The sequence below is a fragment of the Caballeronia calidae genome (assembly GCF_900044055.2).
GTDB classification, from domain to species: domain Bacteria; phylum Pseudomonadota; class Gammaproteobacteria; order Burkholderiales; family Burkholderiaceae; genus Caballeronia; species Caballeronia calidae.
This window is the reverse complement of record NZ_FCOX02000005.1, coordinates 77435-99744: the sequence shown is the minus strand read 5'-3', so window position 1 is coordinate 99744 and position 22310 is coordinate 77435. Positions and strand designations below refer to the sequence as shown.

The 22310-nt window shown below is 65.1% G+C and carries 25 protein-coding genes; 11 read left to right on the top strand and 14 right to left on the bottom strand.

Features of this window, described 5'->3' with window-relative positions; translation table 11 throughout:
* Positions 1-130: 130 nt before the first annotated feature.
* Positions 131-670: a DUF6572 domain-containing protein gene (locus AWB78_RS07250; protein WP_062603684.1), complete on the top strand. Its 540-nt coding sequence runs from the start codon at positions 131-133 to the stop codon at positions 668-670.
* Between the two features lie 86 nt (positions 671-756).
* Here AWB78_RS07250 and AWB78_RS07245 read toward each other — a convergent pair whose 3' ends face one another.
* From AWB78_RS07245 to AWB78_RS07225, 5 genes are all read right to left on the bottom strand, one after another.
* Complete coding sequence (locus tag AWB78_RS07245; protein WP_062603986.1) at positions 757-1467, bottom strand: hypothetical protein; 711 nt, start codon at positions 1465-1467, stop codon at positions 757-759.
* Positions 1468-1576: 109 nt separating this feature from the next.
* Positions 1577-2695, bottom strand: coding sequence for an enoyl-CoA hydratase/isomerase family protein (locus tag AWB78_RS07240; RefSeq protein ID WP_062603984.1), 1119 nt, complete (start codon positions 2693-2695; stop codon positions 1577-1579).
* Positions 2692-3462: an enoyl-CoA hydratase gene (locus AWB78_RS07235; RefSeq protein WP_062603681.1), complete on the bottom strand. Its 771-nt coding sequence runs from the start codon at positions 3460-3462 to the stop codon at positions 2692-2694. Before AWB78_RS07235 ends, AWB78_RS07240 begins: the two co-directional genes overlap by 4 nt.
* Positions 3463-3477: 15 nt before the next feature.
* Positions 3478-5184, bottom strand: coding sequence for an AMP-binding protein (locus AWB78_RS07230; protein ID WP_062603680.1), 1707 nt, complete (start codon positions 5182-5184; stop codon positions 3478-3480).
* A gap of 29 nt (positions 5185-5213) precedes the next feature.
* Positions 5214-6347 (bottom strand): acyl-CoA dehydrogenase family protein, encoded by a 1134-nt coding sequence (locus AWB78_RS07225; RefSeq protein WP_062603981.1) that lies wholly within the window; start codon positions 6345-6347, stop codon positions 5214-5216.
* A 174-nt stretch (positions 6348-6521) separates the two neighbouring features.
* On the opposite strand from AWB78_RS07225, the gene AWB78_RS07220 reads away from it, so the two are divergent.
* Both AWB78_RS07220 and AWB78_RS47575 read left to right on the top strand, forming a co-directional pair.
* Positions 6522-7544, top strand: coding sequence for an AraC family transcriptional regulator (locus AWB78_RS07220; protein ID WP_062603678.1), 1023 nt, complete (start codon positions 6522-6524; stop codon positions 7542-7544).
* 63 nt (positions 7545-7607) lie between these two features.
* Entirely contained in the window at positions 7608-7775 is a 168-nt protein-coding gene (locus tag AWB78_RS47575) for a hypothetical protein (protein WP_198399233.1), read from the top strand.
* Positions 7776-7782: 7 nt separating this feature from the next.
* Here the strand turns inward: AWB78_RS47575 and AWB78_RS07215 are convergent, their stop codons facing one another.
* Complete coding sequence (locus tag AWB78_RS07215; protein ID WP_062603979.1) at positions 7783-8454, bottom strand: hypothetical protein; 672 nt, start codon at positions 8452-8454, stop codon at positions 7783-7785.
* Between the two features lie 249 nt (positions 8455-8703).
* Positions 8704-9999, bottom strand: a complete 1296-nt coding sequence (locus AWB78_RS07210) for an MFS family transporter (protein WP_062603676.1) — start codon at positions 9997-9999, stop codon at positions 8704-8706.
* 384 nt (positions 10000-10383) lie between these two features.
* Between AWB78_RS07210 and AWB78_RS07205 the strand changes: the two genes are divergently transcribed.
* Complete coding sequence (locus AWB78_RS07205) at positions 10384-11406, top strand: DUF2891 domain-containing protein (protein WP_062603674.1); 1023 nt, start codon at positions 10384-10386, stop codon at positions 11404-11406.
* Positions 11407-11412: 6 nt separating this feature from the next.
* Here the strand turns inward: AWB78_RS07205 and AWB78_RS07200 are convergent, their stop codons facing one another.
* A complete protein-coding gene (locus tag AWB78_RS07200) occupies positions 11413-11733 on the bottom strand; it encodes a YnfA family protein (RefSeq protein ID WP_062603977.1) in 321 nt (106 codons plus the stop codon).
* A gap of 162 nt (positions 11734-11895) precedes the next feature.
* Here AWB78_RS07200 and AWB78_RS07195 point away from each other — a divergent pair, with 162 nt between their 5' ends.
* On the top strand, positions 11896-13188 hold the full coding sequence (locus tag AWB78_RS07195) for an MATE family efflux transporter (protein ID WP_232477637.1): 1293 nt from the start codon (positions 11896-11898) through the stop codon (positions 13186-13188).
* Position 13189: 1 nt separating this feature from the next.
* On the opposite strand, the gene AWB78_RS07190 is transcribed toward AWB78_RS07195, so the two are convergent.
* Entirely contained in the window at positions 13190-14197 is a 1008-nt protein-coding gene (locus tag AWB78_RS07190) for an alpha/beta fold hydrolase (protein ID WP_232477630.1), read from the bottom strand.
* 237 nt (positions 14198-14434) lie between these two features.
* Here AWB78_RS07190 and AWB78_RS07185 point away from each other — a divergent pair, with 237 nt between their 5' ends.
* From AWB78_RS07185 to AWB78_RS07175, 3 genes are read left to right on the top strand one after another with little or no spacing between them, the layout of a single operon-like run.
* On the top strand, positions 14435-15193 hold the full coding sequence (locus AWB78_RS07185; RefSeq protein ID WP_062603669.1) for a DNA/RNA non-specific endonuclease: 759 nt from the start codon (positions 14435-14437) through the stop codon (positions 15191-15193).
* On the top strand, positions 15186-15446 hold the full coding sequence (locus AWB78_RS07180; RefSeq protein ID WP_062603667.1) for a hypothetical protein: 261 nt from the start codon (positions 15186-15188) through the stop codon (positions 15444-15446). Before AWB78_RS07185 ends, AWB78_RS07180 begins: the two co-directional genes overlap by 8 nt.
* A 53-nt stretch (positions 15447-15499) precedes the next feature.
* Positions 15500-16015 carry a methylated-DNA--[protein]-cysteine S-methyltransferase gene (locus AWB78_RS07175; protein WP_062603664.1) on the top strand — a complete coding sequence of 172 codons (516 nt, stop codon included), beginning with the start codon at positions 15500-15502 and terminating at the stop codon, positions 16013-16015.
* 91 nt (positions 16016-16106) lie between these two features.
* On the opposite strand, the gene AWB78_RS07170 is transcribed toward AWB78_RS07175, so the two are convergent.
* From AWB78_RS07170 to AWB78_RS46360, 3 genes are all read right to left on the bottom strand, one after another.
* Entirely contained in the window at positions 16107-16811 is a 705-nt protein-coding gene (locus tag AWB78_RS07170) for an OmpA family protein (protein ID WP_063958952.1), read from the bottom strand.
* A 212-nt stretch (positions 16812-17023) separates the two neighbouring features.
* Positions 17024-17665, bottom strand: a complete 642-nt coding sequence (locus tag AWB78_RS07165; RefSeq protein WP_062603660.1) for a DUF2968 domain-containing protein — start codon at positions 17663-17665, stop codon at positions 17024-17026.
* Positions 17666-17781: 116 nt separating this feature from the next.
* Positions 17782-17961, bottom strand: coding sequence for a hypothetical protein (locus AWB78_RS46360; protein ID WP_157697433.1), 180 nt, complete (start codon positions 17959-17961; stop codon positions 17782-17784).
* 497 nt (positions 17962-18458) lie between these two features.
* On the opposite strand from AWB78_RS46360, the gene AWB78_RS07155 reads away from it, so the two are divergent.
* From AWB78_RS07155 to AWB78_RS07145, 3 genes are all read left to right on the top strand, one after another.
* Complete coding sequence (locus AWB78_RS07155; protein ID WP_062603655.1) at positions 18459-19970, top strand: ATPase domain-containing protein; 1512 nt, start codon at positions 18459-18461, stop codon at positions 19968-19970.
* A complete protein-coding gene (locus AWB78_RS07150) occupies positions 19967-20323 on the top strand; it encodes a response regulator (RefSeq protein WP_062603653.1) in 357 nt (118 codons plus the stop codon). Before AWB78_RS07155 ends, AWB78_RS07150 begins: the two co-directional genes overlap by 4 nt.
* Before the next feature lie 95 nt (positions 20324-20418).
* Complete coding sequence (locus AWB78_RS07145; RefSeq protein ID WP_062603650.1) at positions 20419-20673, top strand: CsbD family protein; 255 nt, start codon at positions 20419-20421, stop codon at positions 20671-20673.
* 70 nt (positions 20674-20743) lie between these two features.
* Here the strand turns inward: AWB78_RS07145 and AWB78_RS07140 are convergent, their stop codons facing one another.
* On the bottom strand, positions 20744-21442 hold the full coding sequence (locus AWB78_RS07140; RefSeq protein ID WP_062603648.1) for a hypothetical protein: 699 nt from the start codon (positions 21440-21442) through the stop codon (positions 20744-20746).
* Positions 21439-22227 carry a fumarylacetoacetate hydrolase family protein gene (locus tag AWB78_RS07135; RefSeq protein ID WP_062603646.1) on the bottom strand — a complete coding sequence of 263 codons (789 nt, stop codon included), beginning with the start codon at positions 22225-22227 and terminating at the stop codon, positions 21439-21441. The genes AWB78_RS07140 and AWB78_RS07135 overlap by 4 nt, the downstream gene beginning before the upstream one ends.
* Between the last annotated feature and the right edge of the window lie 83 nt (positions 22228-22310).

The window sequence follows — 22310 nt, the reverse complement described above, 5'->3', positions numbered from 1 at the left end:
GAGAATTCGGAGTCTTACTAAAATGAGATTTCACCCCACTTAATAAGGAGTTTCATCGTTAATTGACGATTTCTATCCGTTACAATGCAATCCTTTGTTATTTGCCCGTTGAGGGCGTAGGGGATTGACCATGTCTCTGCGCGACGTGGACGCCATCGATTACATCGGAGTGAACATTCTCTTCAAACGCGTATATGCCGCGATTTTCGATGATTTCGACTGGCGCGATGAAGGCGTTCATCAGGATTTGCTCACGAAAAAGATCGACCGGTACATCCGTTATATTCGCTCAGGCCAATTACTGCTGGATTATCCTAAAGTTCGAGGCCATGAGATCGTGCTTGAATATGTGTCGATGCATCCGATGACACCCTCCGCGCTCGAGTTCTGGAAATCGCGCGAGCGCGTGATCGAAGGTGCCGGCTACAAGGTGCATATTCGCGGCGTGGATGTGCGTCATTCGCTCGGCATCGCCGTCGATAAACCGGAGCATGTCGCGGCGGAGCCGGTCGAGCCGCCCGCGCTCGAAGTGTTCGACGCGGACCCGTACGCGCGGCTCGCGGACGTCACCGATATCTCGTATCTCCCGCCGTTGAGACGCGAGTCGCGCCGCCCGCAGGCGTTGCCGGTGCTCAGGCGTCTTGCGATGCGGCAAGTGGCCGGTCACTGAAGCGATCGTCGGCGCCAACGAAAAAAGCGGCGAAGCCCGTCCGGGCCTCGCCGCTTTTCTTTTGTGCGCGTGATCGGCGCATCACATCATTTCGCGCCGCTCAACGCCGATGTCGCGATCGACGGCACCGAGATGCCGTTGGTCTTCGCGTACTGCACCGCTTGCGTGAGCGTCTGCACGAGCGACTGCAATTGTCCCGGCGCCGATTGCGCGATATAGGACGCCGCCTGCGCCGTCGCCGGATTCGAGCCGGCCTGCAGCAGCGAAGACATGTTCATCGAATTCGATACCGCGCCGAGATCGTTTTGCAGGCCGGCGTACTGCTTCACGCCCTGCCCGAGCGATGCGAGGCCGTCGCTGAACGTCTGCTTGCTCGCGGCGGTCGGCGCCGTCGTCGCGCCGCCCGTGAATGCCTTCATCAACGACTGCGACACGCTCTGCTGCGTGCCGCCGAGTTGCGACAGCACACTCGTGCTCGGCACGCCGCTGCCGCCCGATGCGCCCGACAGCAGGCCCGCCGCCGACTGCGCCTGGCTCGCGACGCTCGACATGCCCATCGCCGAGGCGAGGCTCGATTGTCCCGAGAGCACCTGCTGGTTCGCGCCGAGATAGTTCTGCACGAGCGAGCTGAGCGCCGAAGGCTGTGTCGCGCCGTTCGCGCCGGCGGCCGGCTCCGATTTGCCGCTGCCGAAGCCGAATTGCTGAAGGTTGAGTTGTGCGTACGATGCCGCCGGTGCGATCAGCGCGAATGCGATGCCGGCCGACAGAAACGCGATCCGTGACTTACGGTTCGGCATGGTCGGTTCCTCCTCTTGAATTGTCCGATGATCGGTTAAGCCCCGTTCGACCATCGGCCATTTCGACGGTTCGCCGCAGAAACATTTGCTTGCGAATTCCATCAGGAGATTATGCGCACAGGTCCGCGAGCGGATGCATCTCTTTACGCCACGGAGATGAGAGAAAGTGCTGCACGCGCTCGGCGCGCACCTGCGCGAGCGTCGTCGGGGCGAAGCGCGGCCGTTCGTCCTTGTCGATGATGAGCGCGCGCACGCCTTCGACGAAATCGCCGTCGTCGATCGCGCGGTACACGACGCCGAGCTCCATGCGAAAGCAATCCGCAAGCGACATCTGCCGGCCGCGCATGAGCGCGTGATACGTCACTTCGAGCATCGTCGGCGAATGGCTTTCGAGCGTGGCGAGCGTCGCGCGTGCCCAGTCCGATTCGTCGTCTGCGAGCGATGCGACGATGCGCTCCACGCCGCCTGTCGGACACACGGAGAAATGACGCCTGATCTGCGCGCGGATATCGTCGAGCGGCGCATGGCGCTCGATGTTCGCGCCCGGCACGAACACACGCTTCAGTTGCGTCATTGCATCCTGCGCATCGTCCCAGCGCATTCTTTCGAGGCGCTCGACGAAACCGCGCAGCCACGTCGACGGCACGCATTCGTCTGCAAGCCCGACGCGCTTCGCATCGGCGCCCGAAAGACGCGCGCCCGTCAGGCCGATGTAAAGCGCGAGATCGCGCGGCAGCACGCGCAGGAAGTACGTCGCGCCGACATCGGGCAACAGGCCGATGCGCGTCTCGGGCATCGCCATGCGCGTGCGCTCGGTCGCGATGCGCAGCGCGGCGCCTTGCGCGAGTCCCATGCCGCCGCCCATCACGATGCCGTCCATCAGCGCGATGACGGGTTTCGCAAAACGATGAATCGTGTAGTCGAGCCGATATTCGTCGATGAAGAATTGCAGCCACGGCGTCTCGTGATGCGGATCGTTGCGCGCGGCGTGATAGAGCTTGCGGATGTCGCCGCCCGCGCAGAACGCCTTGTCGCCCGCGCCGCGCAGCACGACCGCGGCGATCGAATCGTCGCCGGCGCATCGCGCGAAGATATCGGCGAGCAGCGCGATCATGTCGTGCGACAGCGCGTTCAATGCGTGCGGCCGGTCGAGCGTGACGAGCGCCACGCGATTGACGACATCGAAGGCGACTTCCGGTGTCTCGCGCAGCAGTCCTTGCGTACTCATGACGCGCTCCATCGCGGCTTGCGCTTGTCCAGAAACGCGGCGACGCCTTCGCGCTGGTTCGCGCCGTCGAACAGATCGACGAAGCGTTCGCGCTCGAGCGCCAGAGCCGCGCGCCGCGGCATGCCTTCGCGCGCGGCGTGGATCAGCGGCTTCGAGTACGCAACGGCATCCGGGCTCATCGACGCGACGCGCTCCGCGATCTTCGACGCGGCTTCATACGCGCCGCCGCTCGCGACCACTTCCTCGACCAGCCCGATACGCAACGCGGTCTGCGCATTCACGCGCTCGCCGGTCAGAATGATGCGCTTCGCCCAGCCCTCGCCGACGAGCCACGGGAGCGTCTGCGTACCGCATCCGCACGGCAGCAGTCCAACCGACGCTTCCGGCAGCGCCATCTGCGCATGTTCCTCGGCGATCCGCATGTCGCAGGCGAGCGCACATTCGAGGCCGCCGCCCATCGCGTAGCCGTTGATCGCGGCGATCGTGACCGCGCGCGCATTCTGCAGCGCCTCGAACGCGGCGCCGAAACGTTGCGCGGCCACACGCGCGTGCGCCTTGTCGCCATCCGCGAACTGGTTGAGGTCGGCGCCCGCGCTGAAGAACTTCGGGCCCGTGCCGGTCACGACGATCGCGCGCACCTGCGCATCGCGGTTCAGGCCATCGACGGTTTCCTTCAGTGCGGCCAGCCCTTCGGCGGTGAAGGCATTCGCGGGCGGCCGGTTCAGGCGGATCGTGACGGTGGCGCCGTCGCGCGTGACTTCGATCATCGTGGGGATTCCTTTCTAGTCAGCCTTGCTGGTCTGGCGCAGTTCGGGGAAATCCTCTTCCCAGAACTCGAACTCGCCGCGCGCGCCGTCTTCCGTGCGCGCCGCTTCCTGACGGCGCAGATCGACGCGGCGAATCTTGCCGGAGATCGTCTTCGGCAATTCCGCGAATTCGAGGCGGCGAATGCGCTTGTACGGCGCGAGCCGCTCGCGCGAGAACGCGAACACGCTCTTCGCAAGCTCCGGTCCGATGGAGTAGCCGTGACGCAGCGTGACGAACGCCTTCGGCACCGAAAGACGCAAGGGATCGGGACTCGGCACGACGGCCGCTTCCGCGATCGCCTCGTGCTCGATCAGCACGCTCTCGAGCTCGAACGGGCTCAGCCGGTAATCCGACGACTTGAACACGTCGTCCGCGCGGCCGACATAGACGAAGTAGCCGTCCGCGCCGCGCGCCGCGACATCCGACGTGCGATAGAAACCGCCGTGCATCGCGTTCTCGGTGGCCTTCGGGTTGTCGGCGTACCCGGTCATGAGGCCGAGCGGCGGCGGATCGAGCGCGAGCGCAATCTCCCCTTCTTCCGCCGGATTGCCGTCGGGGTCGAGCAAGGCAACGCGATAACCCGGCAGCGGACGGCCCATCGAGCCCGGCACGAGCCGCTGGCCCGGCGTGTTGGCGATCTGCGCGGTGGTTTCGGTCTGGCCGTAGCCGTCGCGGATCGGCACGCCCCACGCGGCCTGCACGCGCTCGACCACTTCCGGATTGAGCGGCTCGCCCGCGCCGACGATCTCGCGCAGCTTCACGTCGTACGATGCGAGCGGCTCCTGCACGAGCATGCGCCACACGGTCGGCGGCGCGCAGAGCGTGGTGACTTCGTGCTTCACGAGCACATCGAGCGCGCGCGCCGCGTCGAAGCGGCTGAAGTTGTAGATGAACACGCACGCCTGCGCATTCCACGGCGCGAAGAAGCAGCTCCACGCGTGCTTCGCCCAGCCGGGCGAGCTGATGTTCCAGTGCACGTCGCCGGGTTGCAGGCCGATCCAGTACATCGTCGACAGATGGCCGACCGGATAGCTCTGATGCGTATGCGCGACGAGCTTCGGTTTCGAGGTCGTGCCCGAGGTGAAATACAGCAGATACGGGTCGTTCGCGTTCGTTTCGGCATCCGGAGCAAATTCGGGAGCTGCATCATACGCGGCTTCATAAGCGAGCCAGTCACTCGTGGCGCCGCCCACGGCGATACGCAATCCCGGCACGTCGATGCCATCGAACTTCTGCGTCTCCGCCGCATCGACGATCACGTGCTGCACGCGCCCGAGCGCGATGCGGTCGCGCAGGTCGGCGCTCGCGAGCTGCGTCGTCGCGGGCAGGACGATCGCGCCGAGCTTCATCGCGGCGAGCATCGTTTCCCATAGCTCGACGCGGTTCGGCAGCATCAGCAGGATGCGCTCGCCGCGTCTCACGTTCAGGCCGCGCAAGTGATTCGCGACGCGCGCCGAGCGCTCGCTCATCTGCGCGAACGTAAGACGCGTCTCGCCGCCGCTCTCGTTCACGATATGCAGCGCGGGCGCATCGTTGCCGCGCGCCATCGGGTCGAAGTAATCGAGCGCCCAGTTGAAGCGGTCGAGCGACGGCCACTCGAACTCGCGATACGCGGTGTCGTAATCGGTGCGATGCGCAAACAGAAAGTCTCGCGCTGCGATGAAGCCTCTGGCGTCGTTCATTGCGTCTCCGTGTATTTTTTATGCACCGGTCAAACGTTGCGCGCGATCACCATCCGCTGCACTTCGCTCGTGCCTTCGTAGATCTGCGTGATGCGCGCATCGCGATAATGACGCTCCACCGGATAATCCTGCAGATAGCCGTAACCGCCGTGAATCTGGATCGCATCGGAACACACGCGCTCGGCCATCTCCGACGCATAGAGCTTAGCCTGCGACGCCTCCGACAGACACGGAATGCCCTCCGTGCGCATGCGCGCCGCGTGATGGATCAGGAGGCGCGCCGCGTTGATGTGCGTCTGCATGTCGGCGAGCATGTTCGCGACCGACTGATGCTCCTGAATCGGCTTGCCGAACTGCACGCGCTCCTTCGCATAGGCGCGCGCCGCATCGAAAGCCGCGCGCGCGATGCCGAGCGCCTGAGCCGCAATGCCGATGCGCCCGCCCTCCAGATTCGACAGCGCGATCTTCAGACCCTCGCCACGTTTGCCGAGCAGATTCGCGGCGGGAATCACGCAATCGTCGAAGGTGATCGGACACGTATCGGATGCGCGGATGCCGAGCTTGTGCTCCGGCGCGCCGACGTCGAAGCCGGGCGTATCCGTCGGCACGATGAACGCGGAGAGGCCGCGCTTGCCGAGATCCGGATCGGTGACGGCGAAGACGATCGCCACGCCCGCGCGCCTGCCGTTCGTCACGAACTGCTTGCTGCCGGAGATGACCCACTTGCCGTCCTTTTCGACGGCGCGCACGCGCAGGTTGTTCGCCTCGGAACCGGCCTGCGGCTCCGTCAGACAGAACGCGCCGATGATCTCGCCGCTCGCGAGCTTCGGCAGCCATTCGGCCTTTTGCGCATCGGTGCCGTAGGCGAGGATCGGACCGCAGCCGACGGAGTTGTGCACGCTCATCATCGTCGCGCACGACGCGCAGCCCGCGGCGATCTCTTCCATCGCGAGCGCGTAGGCGGTGTAATCGCTGAAGGTGCCGCCGAGCTCGGCGGGCACGATCATGCCGAGCAGGCCGAGCTCGCCCAGTTGCCGCACGACGGCGTCGGGAATCGCGGCGTCCTTGTCCCACTGGCCCGCGTTCGGCGCGAGGACTTCGGTGGCGAACTGGCGAGCCGCGTCGCGGATCATGCGCTGCTCTTCGGTGAGGAATGCGTCGATCATGTTTTCGATTCGGTGAATGGGGCTGAGGCGGCGGGCCGCGCGGCATCGATCGTTTAAACTTTCTGACCGCGCAAGCCCGGCGGATGGGCCGTCTGAGCACGAGTCTAGGCAATCGCCGGACGTTAGCCGATGCCCAAAACGATCACGCTAACTGAGCGCTTTGGCCACCTAGTGACAACCCCAAGTCCCAAGAAGAAGATCGAGCGCGACTCGATTTCCGTGAGTCTCGTCGAAGCGGCGTTGCGTTGCGCCGAGGCGCGCGGCGTCGCGCGCGAGACTTTGCTGGCCGCCGCGGGCATCGCGCCGGCGACGCTCGATTCGCCGCGCGCCCGCGTATCGCCCGTGCAATACGGCAAGCTCTGGAACGCCACCGCCGATGCCCTCGACGACGAGTTCTTCGGCCAGGACCGGCATCCGATGCGGCGCGGCAGCTTCGTGCTGCTGTGTCACGCGGCGCTTTCGTCGCGCGACGGCGCGCAGGCGCTCTTGCGCATCGCGGGCTTCATGCGGCTCGTGCTCGACGAGCTGCGCTTCGAGCCGGACATCGACGACCAACGCGTGCGCGTCTGGCTCGACGATTCGGGCGCGCCGAAAACCATGTTCGCTTACGCGACGGGTTTCATCCTCGTGTACGGGCTGCTGTGCTGGCTGGTCGGGCGGCGCATTCCGGTGCTCGCCGCGCATCTGCGCTGCGCCGAGCCCGACGCGAGCGATGAATACCGCCTCATGTTCTGCGACGACATGCGCTTCGGCGAGCCGCGCTCGTTCGTCGATCTGTCGGCGGACTGCGCGGCGCTGCCGGTCGTGCAGACGCCCGCGACGCTCAAGCGCTTCCTGCGCGACGCGCCGGCGAATTTCATCGTGAAGTATCGCAATCCGGATTCGCTCGCGGCGCGCGTGCGGGCCCGCCTCAGGCAGACCGCGCCGACCGACTGGCCCGAGGCGGAAAGCATCGCGGCCGCGCTCAACATGGCGGAAGCGACGCTCAGACGCCGCCTGAAGCAGGAAGGGCTGACCTATCAGACGATCAAGGATGCGCTGAGACGCGATCTCGCCATCGCGCGCCTCGCGCACACGCGGGAGACGATTCCGCAGATCGCGGACGCGTTGGGCTTCGCGGAACCGAGCGCATTTAGGCGCGCGTTCCGGAAGTGGACGGGCGTGCGCCCGGCGGACTATCGGCGGGAAGGCTGACTGCGACGGAGCATCGACGCTGCTATATTGAATCCATCACGACTTCGCATCACGGAGCGGACCATGACCAAAGCCAGCCGAGATGACCGTTCGAAGGACAAGCAGAATCAGAAGGCGGAGAACGAAGAAGATCTGCTCGACGAAGCGCTCGAGGAAACCTTTCCCGCGAGCGATCCGATCGCCGTGCATCCCGAGCCGGAAACCCGGGAAGACGGCAAGAAGAAGAAATGACCGGGCGTTACTCGCCGCCCTCCGGCTCATCCGGGGCCGACAGAAGCGCAACCAGCTTCTCGACATGCTGATGTAAAAGCTTTACGTGCTTGTCGATCTGCTCGATACGCCCTGCCAGGTCGGCCTTAGCCGCCTCGCTCATGCGGTCCGAGGCGATCAGCTCGTCGACCTTCGGCTGCATCCCGTCGACCTGCAGCAGCCCGAGCTGCCGCTCCAGGCGGCGCAAGTCCTGTGAAAGCAGTTCGCGATTCTTGCGAAAGAGCAGATCGCGGCGGTTCGCTTCGGCCTGTTGCTGGGCGAGATCGGCGACACGGCGCGTCGCCTCGGTCTGGGAAAGCAGCGGCTCCGGGCCGCGCAGCACCGAGCGCTTCGGCGCGGGATGCGCCGTGCCACGGAACACGGCCATCGGCGTTTCCTCGTCGATCGCGCGCTGGACCTCGGGCGGGACCTCGGCCAGCGTGCGGCGCTCGTCCAGCCAGTGCGACGGCAGACCCGTCACGAGTTCGATGCCGCGCACGAATTCCTCATTGAAGTCGCGCTGACCGGCGACGATCAGCTTCATGAACGTCGGCGAGAAATTCATCATGCGCGCGAGGCGTCCAGCGCCACCTGGCGAGCCGACCAGAACGTTCAGGTTGGCCCGCCAGACAACGAACAGCGTTTCGTCGAAATCTTCCATGAACAGGCTCCAGGCAGACCGACGCTCCCGAATGTGCGCATCGGCGTTGCGCGTGGCGCTGCCGCGCGCATGCATATCCGGTTCCCGATTACCGCCGCGCACCGCGACCGGTGCGCCGTCTACACACTCATACCGCATAAAACACCATAGTATCCTTCATCGGCAAGCCTGGCGGACAACGGTGTCCGCGCGGACAGCGAACGCGCGCGGGACGGCTGAGTCACCGCCTCGCGCGCGCCGTTGGCAGGCTTACGGCTCGTTGCGCAAATACCCTTCCTTGCTCGGGTCGAGCATGCGCCAGGAAACGATCAGCGAGATCGCGCACATCACGGTGACGTACCAGAAGAACGTGGATTCGCTGCCCAGCGACTTCAGCTTCAGCGCGACGAACTCCGCCGAGCCGCCGAACACCGCGTTGGCGACCGCGTAAGACAGGCCGACGCCGAGCGCGCGCACTTCCGGCGGGAACATTTCCGCCTTGATGAGGCCGCTGATCGACGTATAGAAGCTCACGATCGCGAGCGCGGCCACGACCAGCACGAAGGCCATGACCGGGCTCGTCACGCCGGAGAGCGCGTGCAGGAGCGGCACCGTGCAGATCGTCGCGAGCCCGCCGAACCAGAGCATCGATGCGCGGCGGCCGATACGGTCCGACAGCGCGCCGAACACCGGTTGCAGCAGCATGTAGACGAAGAGCGCGGCGGTCATCACATTGCTGGCGGTCTTCGCGTTCATGCCGGCCGTGTTGACCAGATACTTCTGCATGTAGGTCGTGAACGTGTAGAAAATCAGCGATCCGCCGGCCGTGAAGCCGACCACCGTCATGAACGCGCCCTTGTGCTGCATCAGGCCGGCGAGCGTGCCCGCTTCCTTGCGATGGCGCGTTTCGGCGGTCGAGGTTTCATCGAGCGAGCGTCGCAGATACAGCGAAACCAGCGCCGCGCACGCACCGATGAAGAACGGAACGCGCCAGCCCCACGCCTTCAGCTCTTCCGTCGACAGAAACAGCTGGAGAATCACGAGCACGAGGAGCGCGGCGAGCTGTCCGCCGATCAGCGTCACGTACTGGAACGACGCGAAGAAGCCGCGCCGGCCGCGCAGCGCCACTTCACTCATGTAGGTCGCGCTCGTGCCGTACTCGCCGCCCACCGACAAGCCCTGGAACAGGCGCGCGATCAGGAGCAGGAACGGCGCCCATGCGCCGATCGACGCGTAGGTCGGCAGGAAGGTGATGACGAGCGAGCCGCCGCACATCATCAGCACGGAGATCATCATCGCGTTGCGGCGGCCGTGCTTGTCGGCGATGCGGCCGAAGAGCCAGCCGCCGATCGGACGCATCAGGAAGCCCGCCGCGAACACGCCCGCGGTGTTAAGCAACTGCACGGTCGGATTGCCGCCAGGGAAAAACGCCGCCGAGAAGTACAGCGCGAGGAACGAGTAGATATAGAAGTCGAACCACTCGACGAGGTTGCCCGACGAAGCACCGACGATCGCGAAAACGCGGCGCCGGGTGTCCTCTGGGGTGTAAGCGTGCAGGTCGGTCATAGTGTTTCTGGGCTCTTGGTCACGGTCTGGATGGTGTTCGCCGGGTCTCTCGCCCCCGGTCCGAGCGCTCTTGGCGGCGTTCGGGCGCCAGTTTATACGAGGGTTCGGACGAAAGTGCGCGATCGTGGCGCGCGGAAGACGGCCCATCGGAGCGGGGAAAATCGCGTGGCGGCGCCGCTGCGCCAGGCGCGCCGATCCGTTCCGGCGCCCGCAGAAGCTTGTCGTTAAAGCATTCGCCGCCCTTTCCGCAGGCTGATGCCGCGCTTTCGAAATCGACCTGGCGATACGGCACGCACATGAAGTAGGTAATTACCCTGATCACAGATTTTGACGACTATTTATCGATAAAGTCTCGGGATCACGACCGGCATCGACGAGGCCCGCATGAATCCGCATCAACCGATCACCCTGGACGCCGCGCTCGCGTCGAAGTTCGCGCAAGTCGCGCTCGGCCATCTGACGCGCGAATACCCGAACAAGCTCGATCACGTGATGGCGAGCGCGGCCGATGTCCAGAGCCCGCGCGCGCTGCATCCGATCTTCTACGGCAGCTTCGACTGGCATTCCTGCGTGCACGGCTACTGGCTGATCGCGCGGCTGTACGAGCGCTTTCCCGGTTTGCCGGAAGCGCCGCGGATTCGCGCGGTCATCGACGCGCATTTCACAGAAGCGAACGTCGCCGCCGAGGTCGCGTATCTGCAGCGTCCTGCCGCGCGCGGCTTCGAGCGACCCTATGGCTGGGCGTGGCTGCTCGCGCTCGCGGGCCAGTTGCGTTCGATGCAGTCCGATGACGGCGCGCGCTGGGCCCGCACGCTCCAGCCGCTCGCGGATGCGTTCGTCGCGCGCTTCGAGGAATTCCTGCCGAAGTCGACGTATCCGCTTCGGGTCGGCACGCACTTCAACATGGCCTTCGCGCTGACGCTCGCGCTCGGCTATGCGCGCATCGCGCAAAACGCGGACTTCGAGCGCCTGCTGAAAGAGACGGCCCTGCGCTGGTTCGAGCAGGACGAAGGTTGTCAGGCGTGGGAGCCGGCCGGCGACGAATTCCTCTCGCCGTCGCTGATGGAAGCGGTGCTGATGCGCCATGTGCTGCCGGGCGAGCGCTTCGTCGGCTGGTTCGATCGCTTTCTGCCGCGCATCGCGGCGCGCGAGCCCGCGACGCTCTTCACGCCCGCGACCGTCACCGACCGCAGCGACGGCAAGCTCGCGCATCTCGACGGCCTGAACCTGAGCCGCGCGTGGTGCCAGCGCAGCATCGCGCGGGCGCTGCCGGCCGGCGATGCGCGTATCGCCGTGCTGGAAGCGGCTGCGAACGAACATCTGGCGTCGGGCATCGCGCACGTCGCGGGCGATTACATGGGCGAGCACTGGCTCGCGACGTTCGCGCTGCTCGCGCTCGAAGCGTGACGCGTCTCAGACGCGCGGCTGAAACGCGATGACGCCCATCCCGACAAGCGCGATCGCCGCGCCCGCGAGATCCCACGCCGTCGGCCGGATGCGGTCGACGGCCCATAGCCACGCGATCGCCACGCCGATATACACGCCGCCGTACGCCGCATAGATGCGCCCCGCCGCCGTGTCGTGCAGCGTGAGCAGCCACGCGAACAGCGCGAGCGACAGCGCGCCGGGCAGGATGAGCCACGGCGAGCCGCCCTCCCTGAGCCATCGATAAGGGAAGTAGCAGCCGGCGATCTCGGCGATGGCCGTGACGACATAGAGCGCGAATGTTTTCATGACGCGCATTATCGAGGTTCGCGCGAAGTTGCGCGGCCCGCGCGCGCTCCGGACAATGACGCCCTTGCCACGAAACGCCAACCGGATACCTTGCAGACCTCTTCACAAGACGATTCGCCCGACGACACCGCGCTGCCCGCGCACTGGCACAAGCGCGTGCTGATGCTCGCGTTTCCGATCGTCCTCGCGAACCTCACGCAGCCGATTCTCGGCGCGGTCGATACGGCCGTCGCCGGGCATCTCGACGGGCCGCAGTATCTCGGCGGCGTCGCGCTCGGCGGGCTCGTGTTCAGCTTCGTGTTCTGGGGCTTCGGCTTCTTGCGCATGGGCACGACGGGACTCGTCGCGCAGGCGTTCGGCGCCGATGACCGCGACGCGTTGCGCGCGAGCGTGCTGCGCGCGATGCTGCTCGCGCTCGCGATCGGCGCGGCCGTGCTGGCGCTGCAGGTGCCGATCGTCCGCTATGCGCTCGCCGCGCTCGGCGGCAGCGCCGCCGTGCAGGAGACCGCGAGCGCGTATTGCCACGCGCGCATCTGGGCCGCGCCGTTCGCGCTCGGCAACTATGTCGTGCTGGGCTATCTGCTCGGCTGTCAGCGCGTGCGGCTCGCGCTCGTCACGCAGATCTTCATCAATCTGGTGAATATCGTCGCGGTGCTGCTCTTCGTCTATCGCTTCGGCTGGGGCGTGGCGGGCATCGGCGCGGCGACGGCGTTCGCCGATTTCTGCGGCTTCGGGCTCGGCGCCGCGATACTCTGGCATCAGCGTCCGCGCGGCCTGCCTTCGCTCGCGCCGCGTTCGCTCTTCGATGCGCGTGCGCTCAGACGGCTCGTCGCGATCAACCGCGATATCTTCATCCGCACGATCTGCCTGCTCGGTTCGTACGGCTGGTTCGCGCATCTCGGCGCGCGCCAGGGCGACGCGATCCTCGCCGCCAACGCCGTTCTGCTGAACTTCCAGACCTTCATGTCCTTCGGACTCGACGGCTTCGCGCACGCCGCCGAAGCGCTCGTGGGCGCAGCGGCCGGCGCGCGGGATCGTCATGCGTTCCGCCAGGCCGTGAGAGTCACGATGCTCTGGTCCGCGATCGGCGCGGCCGGGTTTTCGATCGTCTATTGGGTGAGCGGCGAATGGATCATCGGCAGGCTGACGGATCAGGCCGTCGTGCACGCGGCGGCGGTGCGTTATCTGCCGTGGGCCGCGGTTCTGCCGCTCGCGTCCGTCGCGGGCTTTCAGCTCGACGGCGTGTTCATCGGCGCGACCCGCACGCATGAACTGATGAAGGCGATGGCCGTGTCGCTCGCGGTGTTCCTGCTCGCCGCGTGGGCGCTCGCCGGATCGCTCGGCAATCACGGACTGTGGCTCGCGCTCACCGTCTTCATGGTGGCGCGCGGCATCACGCTGGCGGTTCAGGTGCCCGCGATCGAACGCGCGGCGTGCGCGCCCGGCGCCCAGTGAATCACTGCGATCGCGGCTTCAGCGCGGCGAGGCCATCGAGGAGCGCCTTGTGGAACGCCGCAGGATCCTGCATCTGCGGCGCGTGTCCCAGCTCCGGAAACTCGACGAGCTTCGCGCCCTCGATCCGCTCCGCTGCCAGCTTCGCGAGATCGGGATAGCGCCCGAGCCTCGGACGAATCTCCGGCGGCGCGAAATCCTTGCCGATCGCGGTGGTGTCCTTGTCACCGATGAGCAGCAGCGTCGGCGTCCGCAGCTCATCGAATTCATAGACGACGGGCTGCGTGTAAATCATGTCGTAGATGAGCGCCGAGTTCCACGCGACGACGTCCTTGCCCGGCCCGCGATACATGCCCGCGAGCATCTGCACCCACGGCTCGTAATCGGCGCGCCATTGGCCGGCGTAGTACGTGTTCGTTTCATAGCGGCGAATGCCGTCGGCGCTGGTCTTCAACTCCCGTGCGTACCAGTCGTCGATCGAAATCGACGGCACGCCCTTCGCCTTCCAGTCCTCGAGTCCGATCGGGTTCACGAGCACCAGTTGCTCCGTCTCGCGCGGATACATCAGCGCATAGCGCACGGCGAGCATGCCGCCTGTGGAATGCCCGATGAGCGTCGCGTGCGAAATGCCGAGCGCCGTGAGCAACGCATGCGTGTTGCGCGCGAGCTGCTGGAAGCTGTACTGATAGCGCGCGGGCTTGGTCGATCTGCAAAAGCCGATCTGATCCGGCGCGATCACGCGATAGCCCGCATCCGTCAAGGTCTCGATGGTCTGCTTCCACGTCGCCGAGCAGAAGTTCTTGCCGTGCAGAAGCACCGCCGTGCGGCCGTTCGGATGCGGCGGATGCACGTCCATATAAGCCATGCTCACGACCTGCCGCTGCGAAGAGACGGCAAAGCGCGCGACCGGATACGGATAGTCGAAGCCCTGAAGTTCCGGGCCATAGGCCGGACCGTCGTTGCTCGCCGGCTGCGAGGCTTCATCGGCGTATGCGTGAAGGGCGCAGGACATCGCGAGACTCAACATCACGGATCGAACGACGGACGGCTTGCTGCGCACTGGATTCATTTTCGATTTTGAGATGACGTCGGCCCGACGCATTCTAGCGCGCCTGGATTTCACGCGCGTCGGGGCGTCCGCGTGTCCCGCGCGTCGCCGTCAACGCTTATACTTGCGGCCCCGAACGCCGCGCGCAGATGCAACGCGGCGTTCCAGTCTCATGCATCGTATTCAGCCCGGACTTCACGCATGCAATTTCGCATCAAGGCATTCGCCGCCGCGCTCCTCAGCGTGGTGTGTGCCGCCGCATCGGCGAGCGACTGCCCGCAGTTCAGCCCGAACGGCCGCGAACCGGTCGTCGTCAATTCGAAGATGCGCGCGGCGACGCAGCCAATCTGCTACTCCGACTTCGCGCTGCTTCATTCCGGCATCACGCACGGACCGCTCTGGTCGGCGGAACATCTGACCGCGAACAGTGTCGATCAGGCGAAGAACAACACGCGCACGAATCGCTTCTTCGTCGACAAGCGGCTGCCGCCCGGCGAGAGCGCGCAGCTCGCCGACTACAAGAAGAGCGGTTACGACCGCGGCCACATGAGCCCCGCGGGCGATCGCGCGAGCAAGCAGGGCATGGCCGACTCGTTCTCGCTGGCGAACATCGTGCCGCAGGACCCGTCGAACAACCGGCGCATCTGGTCGCGCATCGAGGAAGCCGTGCGCAGGCTGACGGAAGAATCGGGCGAAGCCTACGTCGTCACCGGTCCGCTCTTCTCGGGACGCCAGTTGCAGACCATCGGCGAGTCGCGCGTGTTCGTGCCCACGCAGTTGTATAAGGTGGTCTATTTGCCGCAGCGGCAGATCGCATTCGCGGTGGTCGTCGAAAACACGCCGACGAACACGTATACGATGAAAACCGTGCGCGAACTGGAAGCGATGAGCGGGCTCGCATTTCCCGGCATTCCGGACGGACTGAAAGACAAACGAATTGGAGGATTGCGAGGTGTTTAAGCCATTTGCCAACGATACCGACGTGCTGAACATCGCGGGCGACGCGATCAACATCGTCAACGGCAAGACCCGCGTGTCGATCAGCGGCGATCTCACCATCGCGCGCGACAAGGCCGGTCTCGCGAATGCGCTCGCGCTTCAAAAGGCGCTCGGCGCGATCGTCGAAGCCTTGCAGGGCGATGCGGCGCTGCCCGCGAAGCTGCCCGATGAACCGGCCGCGCCCTCCGGCACCGCCGACAACCCGTTCATCTGACGCGCTGCGCGATCGTTCAGGTGGATAGCGGCCGCTGATGTAAGAGGATCGAAGTGATCGAATGCCATGTCGCCCCGAGTCCGCTCGGGCCCATTCTGTATCGTGCCGAGGACGACTGTCTGACGGGGCTCTTCTTCGTCGGGCAGAAGCATTTCCCGGCCGGGCTGCCGGAGCCGGCGCTGTCCGATACGGCGCCCCGCGCCCGCGTGATCGCCGAGGCGCGCGACCAGATCGGCGAATACTTCGCCGGCGCGCGCAGGGAATTTTCGATCGCCCTGCGTCTCGGCGGCACCGCTTTTCAACAGCAGGTCTGGGAGGCGCTGCGGCGCATTCCTTTCGGCGACGCGTGGACCTACGGCGATCTCGCACGCCGGCTCGGTCTGCCCGCAAGCGCTTCGCGGGCCGTCGGCGGCGCGAACGGGCGCAATCCCGTGGCGATCATCGTGCCGTGTCATCGCGTGATCGGCGTCGATGGAGAATTGACCGGCTACGCCGGCGGCGTGGAGCGCAAGCGTCATTTGCTCACGCTGGAAGGCGGACCGGGACGCGAGCAGCTTGCGCTCTTCTGAACGGCGTGTTCCGGGGAAAAGACAGAAAAAAGCCCGCGAACCGGATGGTTCGCGGGCTTTTTAGCGATGGCGTGCTGCGATGAGCGATGAATTACGGCGTGAGCGTCACTTCCACGCGGCGATTTTCGGCCCGGCCCTCGTTCGTCGCGTTCGACGCAACCGGACGTGACTTGCCGTAGCCCTTCGTCGCGAAGCTGTCGGAATTCAGACCGTGGCCCTTGAGATAGTCGAGGACCGATTGGGCGCGACGCTCCGACAAGTCGACGTTGTAAGCCTCGGGACCAGTCGAGTCCGTAAAGCCCTGAACCGTGACCGAGGCGAACTTCGTGCCCTTCGATTCCGCGACGAGCTTATTCAGAATGCTCTTTGCCTTCGGCGTCAAAGCGGCGCTGTCGAAAGCGAAATTGGTCTTCTCGTCGAGCGAGACCTTGCGCGGCGCGGTCGCCGGAACGACGGCGGCAGCCGGCTGCGGCTCGGGAGCCGGCGCCACGGGAGCGGCCGGCGGCACCGGCGCCACGGACGTCGCGCAGTTGAACACGACTTCGCGCGGATCGTTGGGCCTGTTCGTTCCATCGACATGTTGCAGCACGTTCACGTTCTGATTGCCGCACGTCTTCTGCACCGCCGCCATGCAGGCGCTGCCATTCTCGAACAGACCGTAACATTCGGCGCGATAAGCCTTCTGCCCCGTCGACGTTTGTATTTCGCTGATATTGAAGGTCGGTCCCGTCGTGGATGAGCAGCCGACAAGTGCTGCCACGGCGATAAGACTAATGGCAAGGGTTTTCGTAAACATTTTGACGCTCATGCAGATTCATTTCAGAGTGCGAATCGCTGAAGTACGCCCGCTTCGGACTATGGCTTATGTCAAAAGGCGCTGGCAGACTCGGCGAGCCGTTTTGGACGCGCTCATCATTTCGATAAGCGATCCGAAAGCCGCAGGATCTTAGCAACGAGACAAGCGCCCTCCTAAGCGGACAACTCCTAAAACCGCAGGCCCGCAACGTTTCATCTGGCCGGTGCCGGCAGGTCGCCATCGGCCTGTTTTTGCAACTCCTGAACGCGGATTTGCAGCGCGCGAAGCTGTGCCTGTGCGGCGGCCTGCTCGGTGCGCAGCTCGCGGACCGCGTTCTGCTGTTCCTGCTGGTAGCTCGACACCTGGCCTTGCTGCGACCGCGCGATATCGAGATCCGCCTGAAGACGGTTGGCGCGATCCTGCTGTGCGGCGATCTGTCTGTCGGCATAGGCTTTCTCGGCCTCCAGCTTGACACGCCTTATTTCCGCATCGGCGAGCGTAGCGGACGTTTTCGCGAAATCGGAATAGACCGCTTCGGCCCGCGCTTCGTTTTGCGTTTTAAATACGCGCCAGATATTACGTTGCTGAAACAGTGCGGCGTAATAATTCATCTGGTCGGGATAATACGCGAGACTTGCGCCGTAACTGCCATTCACCGTCTTGCGCAATTCCTCGATTTTACCGGCGGCGGTCAGATTCTCCAGTTCCGCGACATCGCTATTCTTGCCGGCGGGTGCGTCCGCTATTTTCGGCGCCGACTCCAGGAATATATCGCCGGCCGCACGCGCCTGCGTGAGCGGGCCGAACAAACCAGCCGCTATCAGCACGATTTCCGCAATTACCAAGGGCTTCATTGCGTTTTTCCGTAACGATAAAGCACGTCGCTCGGAAAGCATTATGGCGCCGAGAAGCCGCCGATTCCAGACAATTAAAAATGCGTTATTGAAAACGTGATGAATATACGCGGGTTTCAAATGATCGGGCGACGTCTGGAACGCTCTTGCAACAGTTGCGACTCGCCCGCGCTGCGAATGGGTTCGATCGGCTGGAAGATGCGCGAATCAGACGGCTCATCGGATTTGCGGTAGAAAATGTCGCGGTCCGACTGGAAAATAAAAGGCGCGCTCGACAAAATGCGCGCGTCGGGCAAGGTTTCGGCGGCGTGCGCAGGCGCGGCGCCCGCGGCGAATGAAACGATAAAGCTGGCGGCGAGCGCGAAAGCGCCCGAAATCATATGCGAACGGTACATGGCAGGAAAGGCGAATGAAGGCGCACGAGCGCCGGGATGGAACGACCGGAAGAGACACACGGCGTCCGTGTACGACATGGTTCGTTATTTCAGCAGCCTTCCTGCCGCCTGCCCATGAGAAGGTTCTCAAAGACTTCTTGGTTTCATCGAAGATCCGATACGGCGATCGGGCGCGAAAAATGCGTGCAAGGAACGTTCGCTCGCCTGCGCAAGCGCGGCTGGCGCTTGCATAGAGCGCCGCAGCGACCTCGCAAAGCGCCCCGCGGGCGCGCAGAAACACGCGTGGGAAGGCCTGGCGACGGGAACGACCGCACTGCGGGCAGTCACAATTTTCCAAGAGTCAGCCATAATGCGCCTTCGCAAAAAAGCCGGATCGCCCAAGTAAAAACGAAAATGCCATGAATCAAGACGATAACCTCTCGACCGATCACGCCAGACAGCCCGCCGCCAACGATGGCAACGTGACGACCGGCGTCGCGGGCCTGGACGACATCCTGGGCGGCGGCCTCGTCGAAGGCGGCCTTTATCTGATCGAAGGGATGGCGGGCGCAGGCAAGACGATTCTCTCGTCGCAGATCGGCTTTCATCGCGTGGCGCAGGGCGACATGGTGCTGTACATCACGCTGATCGCCGAATCGCACACCAAGCTGCTGTCCCATCTGAAGGGGCTCTCGTTCTATAACGCCGACGCGATCTCGGACCGGATGCTCTTCGTCTCCGGCTACCACGAGCTGATGCGCGACGGCCTGTCCGGCTTTCTCGCGCTGATCGCGTCGACGATCAAGTCGAGCCGGCCGCGCTTCATGGTCATCGACGGCTTTCGCAGCGCACGCGAATTCAGTTCGACGGAGCTCGAGCTCTCGCAGTTCATCCACGAGCTCTCCGCGTTCGTGAGCGCCGCACGCTGCACGACGCTGATCCTCGCGCCGCTGTCCGGCAACGAGCCGCATCCGGAGCACACGCTCGTCGACGGGCTCATCGAGCTCAACCGCTACAACACCGGCATGCGGCGCGCCCGCGAGATCGAAGTCCACAAGCTGCGCGCCCGCGATCATCTGCTCGGCAAGCATTTTTTCAGGATCACCGAGGAAGGTCTCGTGACCTTTCCGCGCATCGAGGCGTCGCCGGCCAACGAACGGGCCGCGCCGGATTTCGAGAGCAAGCTCGGCTTTGCCTTCTCCGACTTCGACCAGATGCTCGGCGGCGGCGTCGTGCGCGGTTCGACGACCACGTTCGCCGGGCCGTCGGGCATCGGCAAGACGCTCCTGTCGCTCAAGTTCCTGCAGGCGGGCGTCGAGCGGGGCGAGCGCTGCGTCTACTTCGGCTTCTACGAGTCGCCGGAACGGCTGATCGCGAAGGCGCGTTCGGTCGGCATCGATCTCGCGCCCGCCGTGCGCGACGGACGCCTCTCGATCCACTGGCATCCGGCGGTCGAGCTCGCGATCGACGAGCTCGCCGTCGAACTGATGAACGCGATCAGGCGGTCGAACGCGTCGCGGCTCGTGATCGACGGCATCGACGGATTTCATCAGTCCGCGAATCGCACCGAGCGCTTCGGGCTCTTTCTCAACGCGCTCACGCACCGCCTGCGCGAAGCGGGCGTGACGACCGTCCTCACCGAGGAACTGCCGCTCTACGGCGACTGCGCGCCGCCCGTGACGATGCGCGCCTCGGCGATGACCGAAAACATCGTGCTGATGCGTTACGTGGAGGCGAACTCGTCGCTCTACCGGATGGTGTCGGTCGTCAAGCAGCGCGAAGGCTCGCATGACTCGTCGATCCGCCGGCTCGTCATCGACGCGCGCGGACTGCATATGAGCGAGGGCTTCATCGGCCCGACGGGTCTGTTGTCCGGAAACCCGTCGATCGCGCCGGCGCTTTCTGTGTCGGACCCCGGCGCGCCCGCATGAAAAAGATCCTCGTCGTCGACGATGAATTCGACATTCTGACCACGTGGCGTCTCGTGCTCGAAATGGAGGGCTACGAGGTCGTGACCGCATCCAACGGACGCACCGCGCTCGACACCGCGCGCACGAACCCGCCCGCGCTCGTCATCACCGACTGGATGATGCCGCACATGGACGGTGTTCAGCTGATCCAGCAACTGGCCGCGAGCGACGGCCTCGGCCAGGTGCCCGTGATCCTCATGAGCGCGGCGGCGAAGGCGCCGCCGCTCGAGCATCCGCACGCGCAGTTTCGCCGCAAGCCGCTTTCGATCGACGATCTGATCGATGCCGTGAAAGGTTTGATCGGTCCGGCGTGAGCAACTGGGCACGCGACGTGCTGTACAGGTGCGTTCCGGCGTGACCGGATTCACGCGGGATTCATGAGAAACCGCTCAACCGAAAGGGAGGCACCATGGTGCAGGATCAAGTGGAAGGCACGGCGCAAAAGGTCGTCGGCAAGGTGCAGGACGCGGTCGGCGCGCTCACGGGCGATGGCGCCACGCAAGCCGAAGGCAAGATGCGGCAGGCATACGGCAACCTGCAACAGAGCTATGGGCAGACCGTCGACAACGTGCGACTCGCCGTCGCGAGTCAGCCGATTCAGGGCGTGCTGATCGCGGCAGCCGTCGGCTTCCTGCTCGGCGCGTTGTGGAATCGCGATCGTTGATGCGCGGTTCGCCGCGCGGATGACGCATCGAAGACAAAGCCGGCGCGACGATCGCGCCGGCTTTGCTGTTTCAAGGGACCTCGCGCACGAAGCCGGCGAACGATGCGGACCGCGCGCAACCGATGGCAAGCGCGACCGTGGCGACGACGAGCGCGGCATTCGTGCCGTGCATGCCGCCGATCGCGGCCGCCACCGCGAGACCGCACGACGCTGTTCCGCTCATGAGGCTCGCGAGCGGCGCGCTGGCGCTGCCGCCCATCGCGAGCGACAGATGCGCGCCGATGAGCGCGACCATTGCCACGACCGACACCACGGCGAGCGCGCCCGACTGAGCGCCGAGCACATACGCGAGCGCCGCGCACGCGCCGGCGCACGCGAGATGCAATGCCTGCAGATTCGCCGTCTCCCGATGCCTCCGGGCGCACACCAGATAACCCAGCGCCGCCACCGCGCCGCCCGCGAGCACGGCGAATACACCGCTGAGGCCGGGCGCATCGGGCAAGAGCCACGCGACGAACGCGATCGTGACGAGCGACGCCTGCGTCGAAGCGTTCGCCGCGGGCCGGCCGAGCCGGTATCCGGCGAATCCCGCGACGATGGCGAGCAGCAGCGCGGCGACGCCCGGCCCCCGGCTCACACCGTAAGCCACGATCACGACCGCGCCGATTTCCCACAGCCGGCGCCAGCGCGCCGCGCCCGAACGCAGCGATGCCCCCGCAGACAGCGACGCGAGCACGCAGAGCGCGCCCGACAGCCAGCCGCCGGTCATGCTTCGAGCACGTTCGACAGCGTGCCGATGCCCGCGATCGTCACATCGACGCGCGCGCCGTCCTTGATCGAACCGACGCCGATCGACGTGCCGCACGCGATGACATCGCCGGGTACGAGCGTCATGTCCTGCGACAGCAGGCTCACTTGCTCGGCGGGCGAGAAGATCATGTCGTCGAGCGGATAGTTCTGGCGCTCGGCGCCTTCGAGCGTGGTGACGACATTCGCCGCGCGCCAGTCGAAGCCGTTGCCCGGCGTGACGATCGCGGGACCGAGACACGTGAACGTGTCGAAGCCCTTCGAGCGGCACCATTGCGCGAAGTTGGGATCTTCCTGCAAAAGCTCGATCGCGGTCACGTCGTTGACGCACGTGTAGCCGAAGATCGCCGCCTCGGCTTCCTCCACCGACGCCCCGCTCACCGTCTTGCCGATCACGATGCCGAGCTCGCCCTCATACGCGATCTTGCCGTGATAGCTCTTCGGCCGGCGAATCGACTCGTTCGGGCCGATCACCGACATCGGCGGCTTGATGAGAAAGAGCGGATGCTGCGGCGGCGCTTTATCGAGCTTCTGCGACAGCGCGTAGTAGTTGTTCCACAGCGCGATGACCTTGCTCGGCTCGCAGGGCGCGAGCAGCGTCAGGTCGTCCACGGCGTAGGAAATGTCGGTCGGGCGCGGGCGATCGAACATCGCGCCGTCGTGCTGCACGACGCGGCCCGAGTACTGATCGAGCGTGCCGAAGCCGATGCTGCCGTCGGCATCGCGAAAACGAATCCAGTGTGTCAAGTCTGCCTCCCTTATAAGGAGCGCGGGCTGCATTTGCTTTGAAATGGCCCGCGCTCTCGTCCCCTCCTCCGTACTCCTCGTTA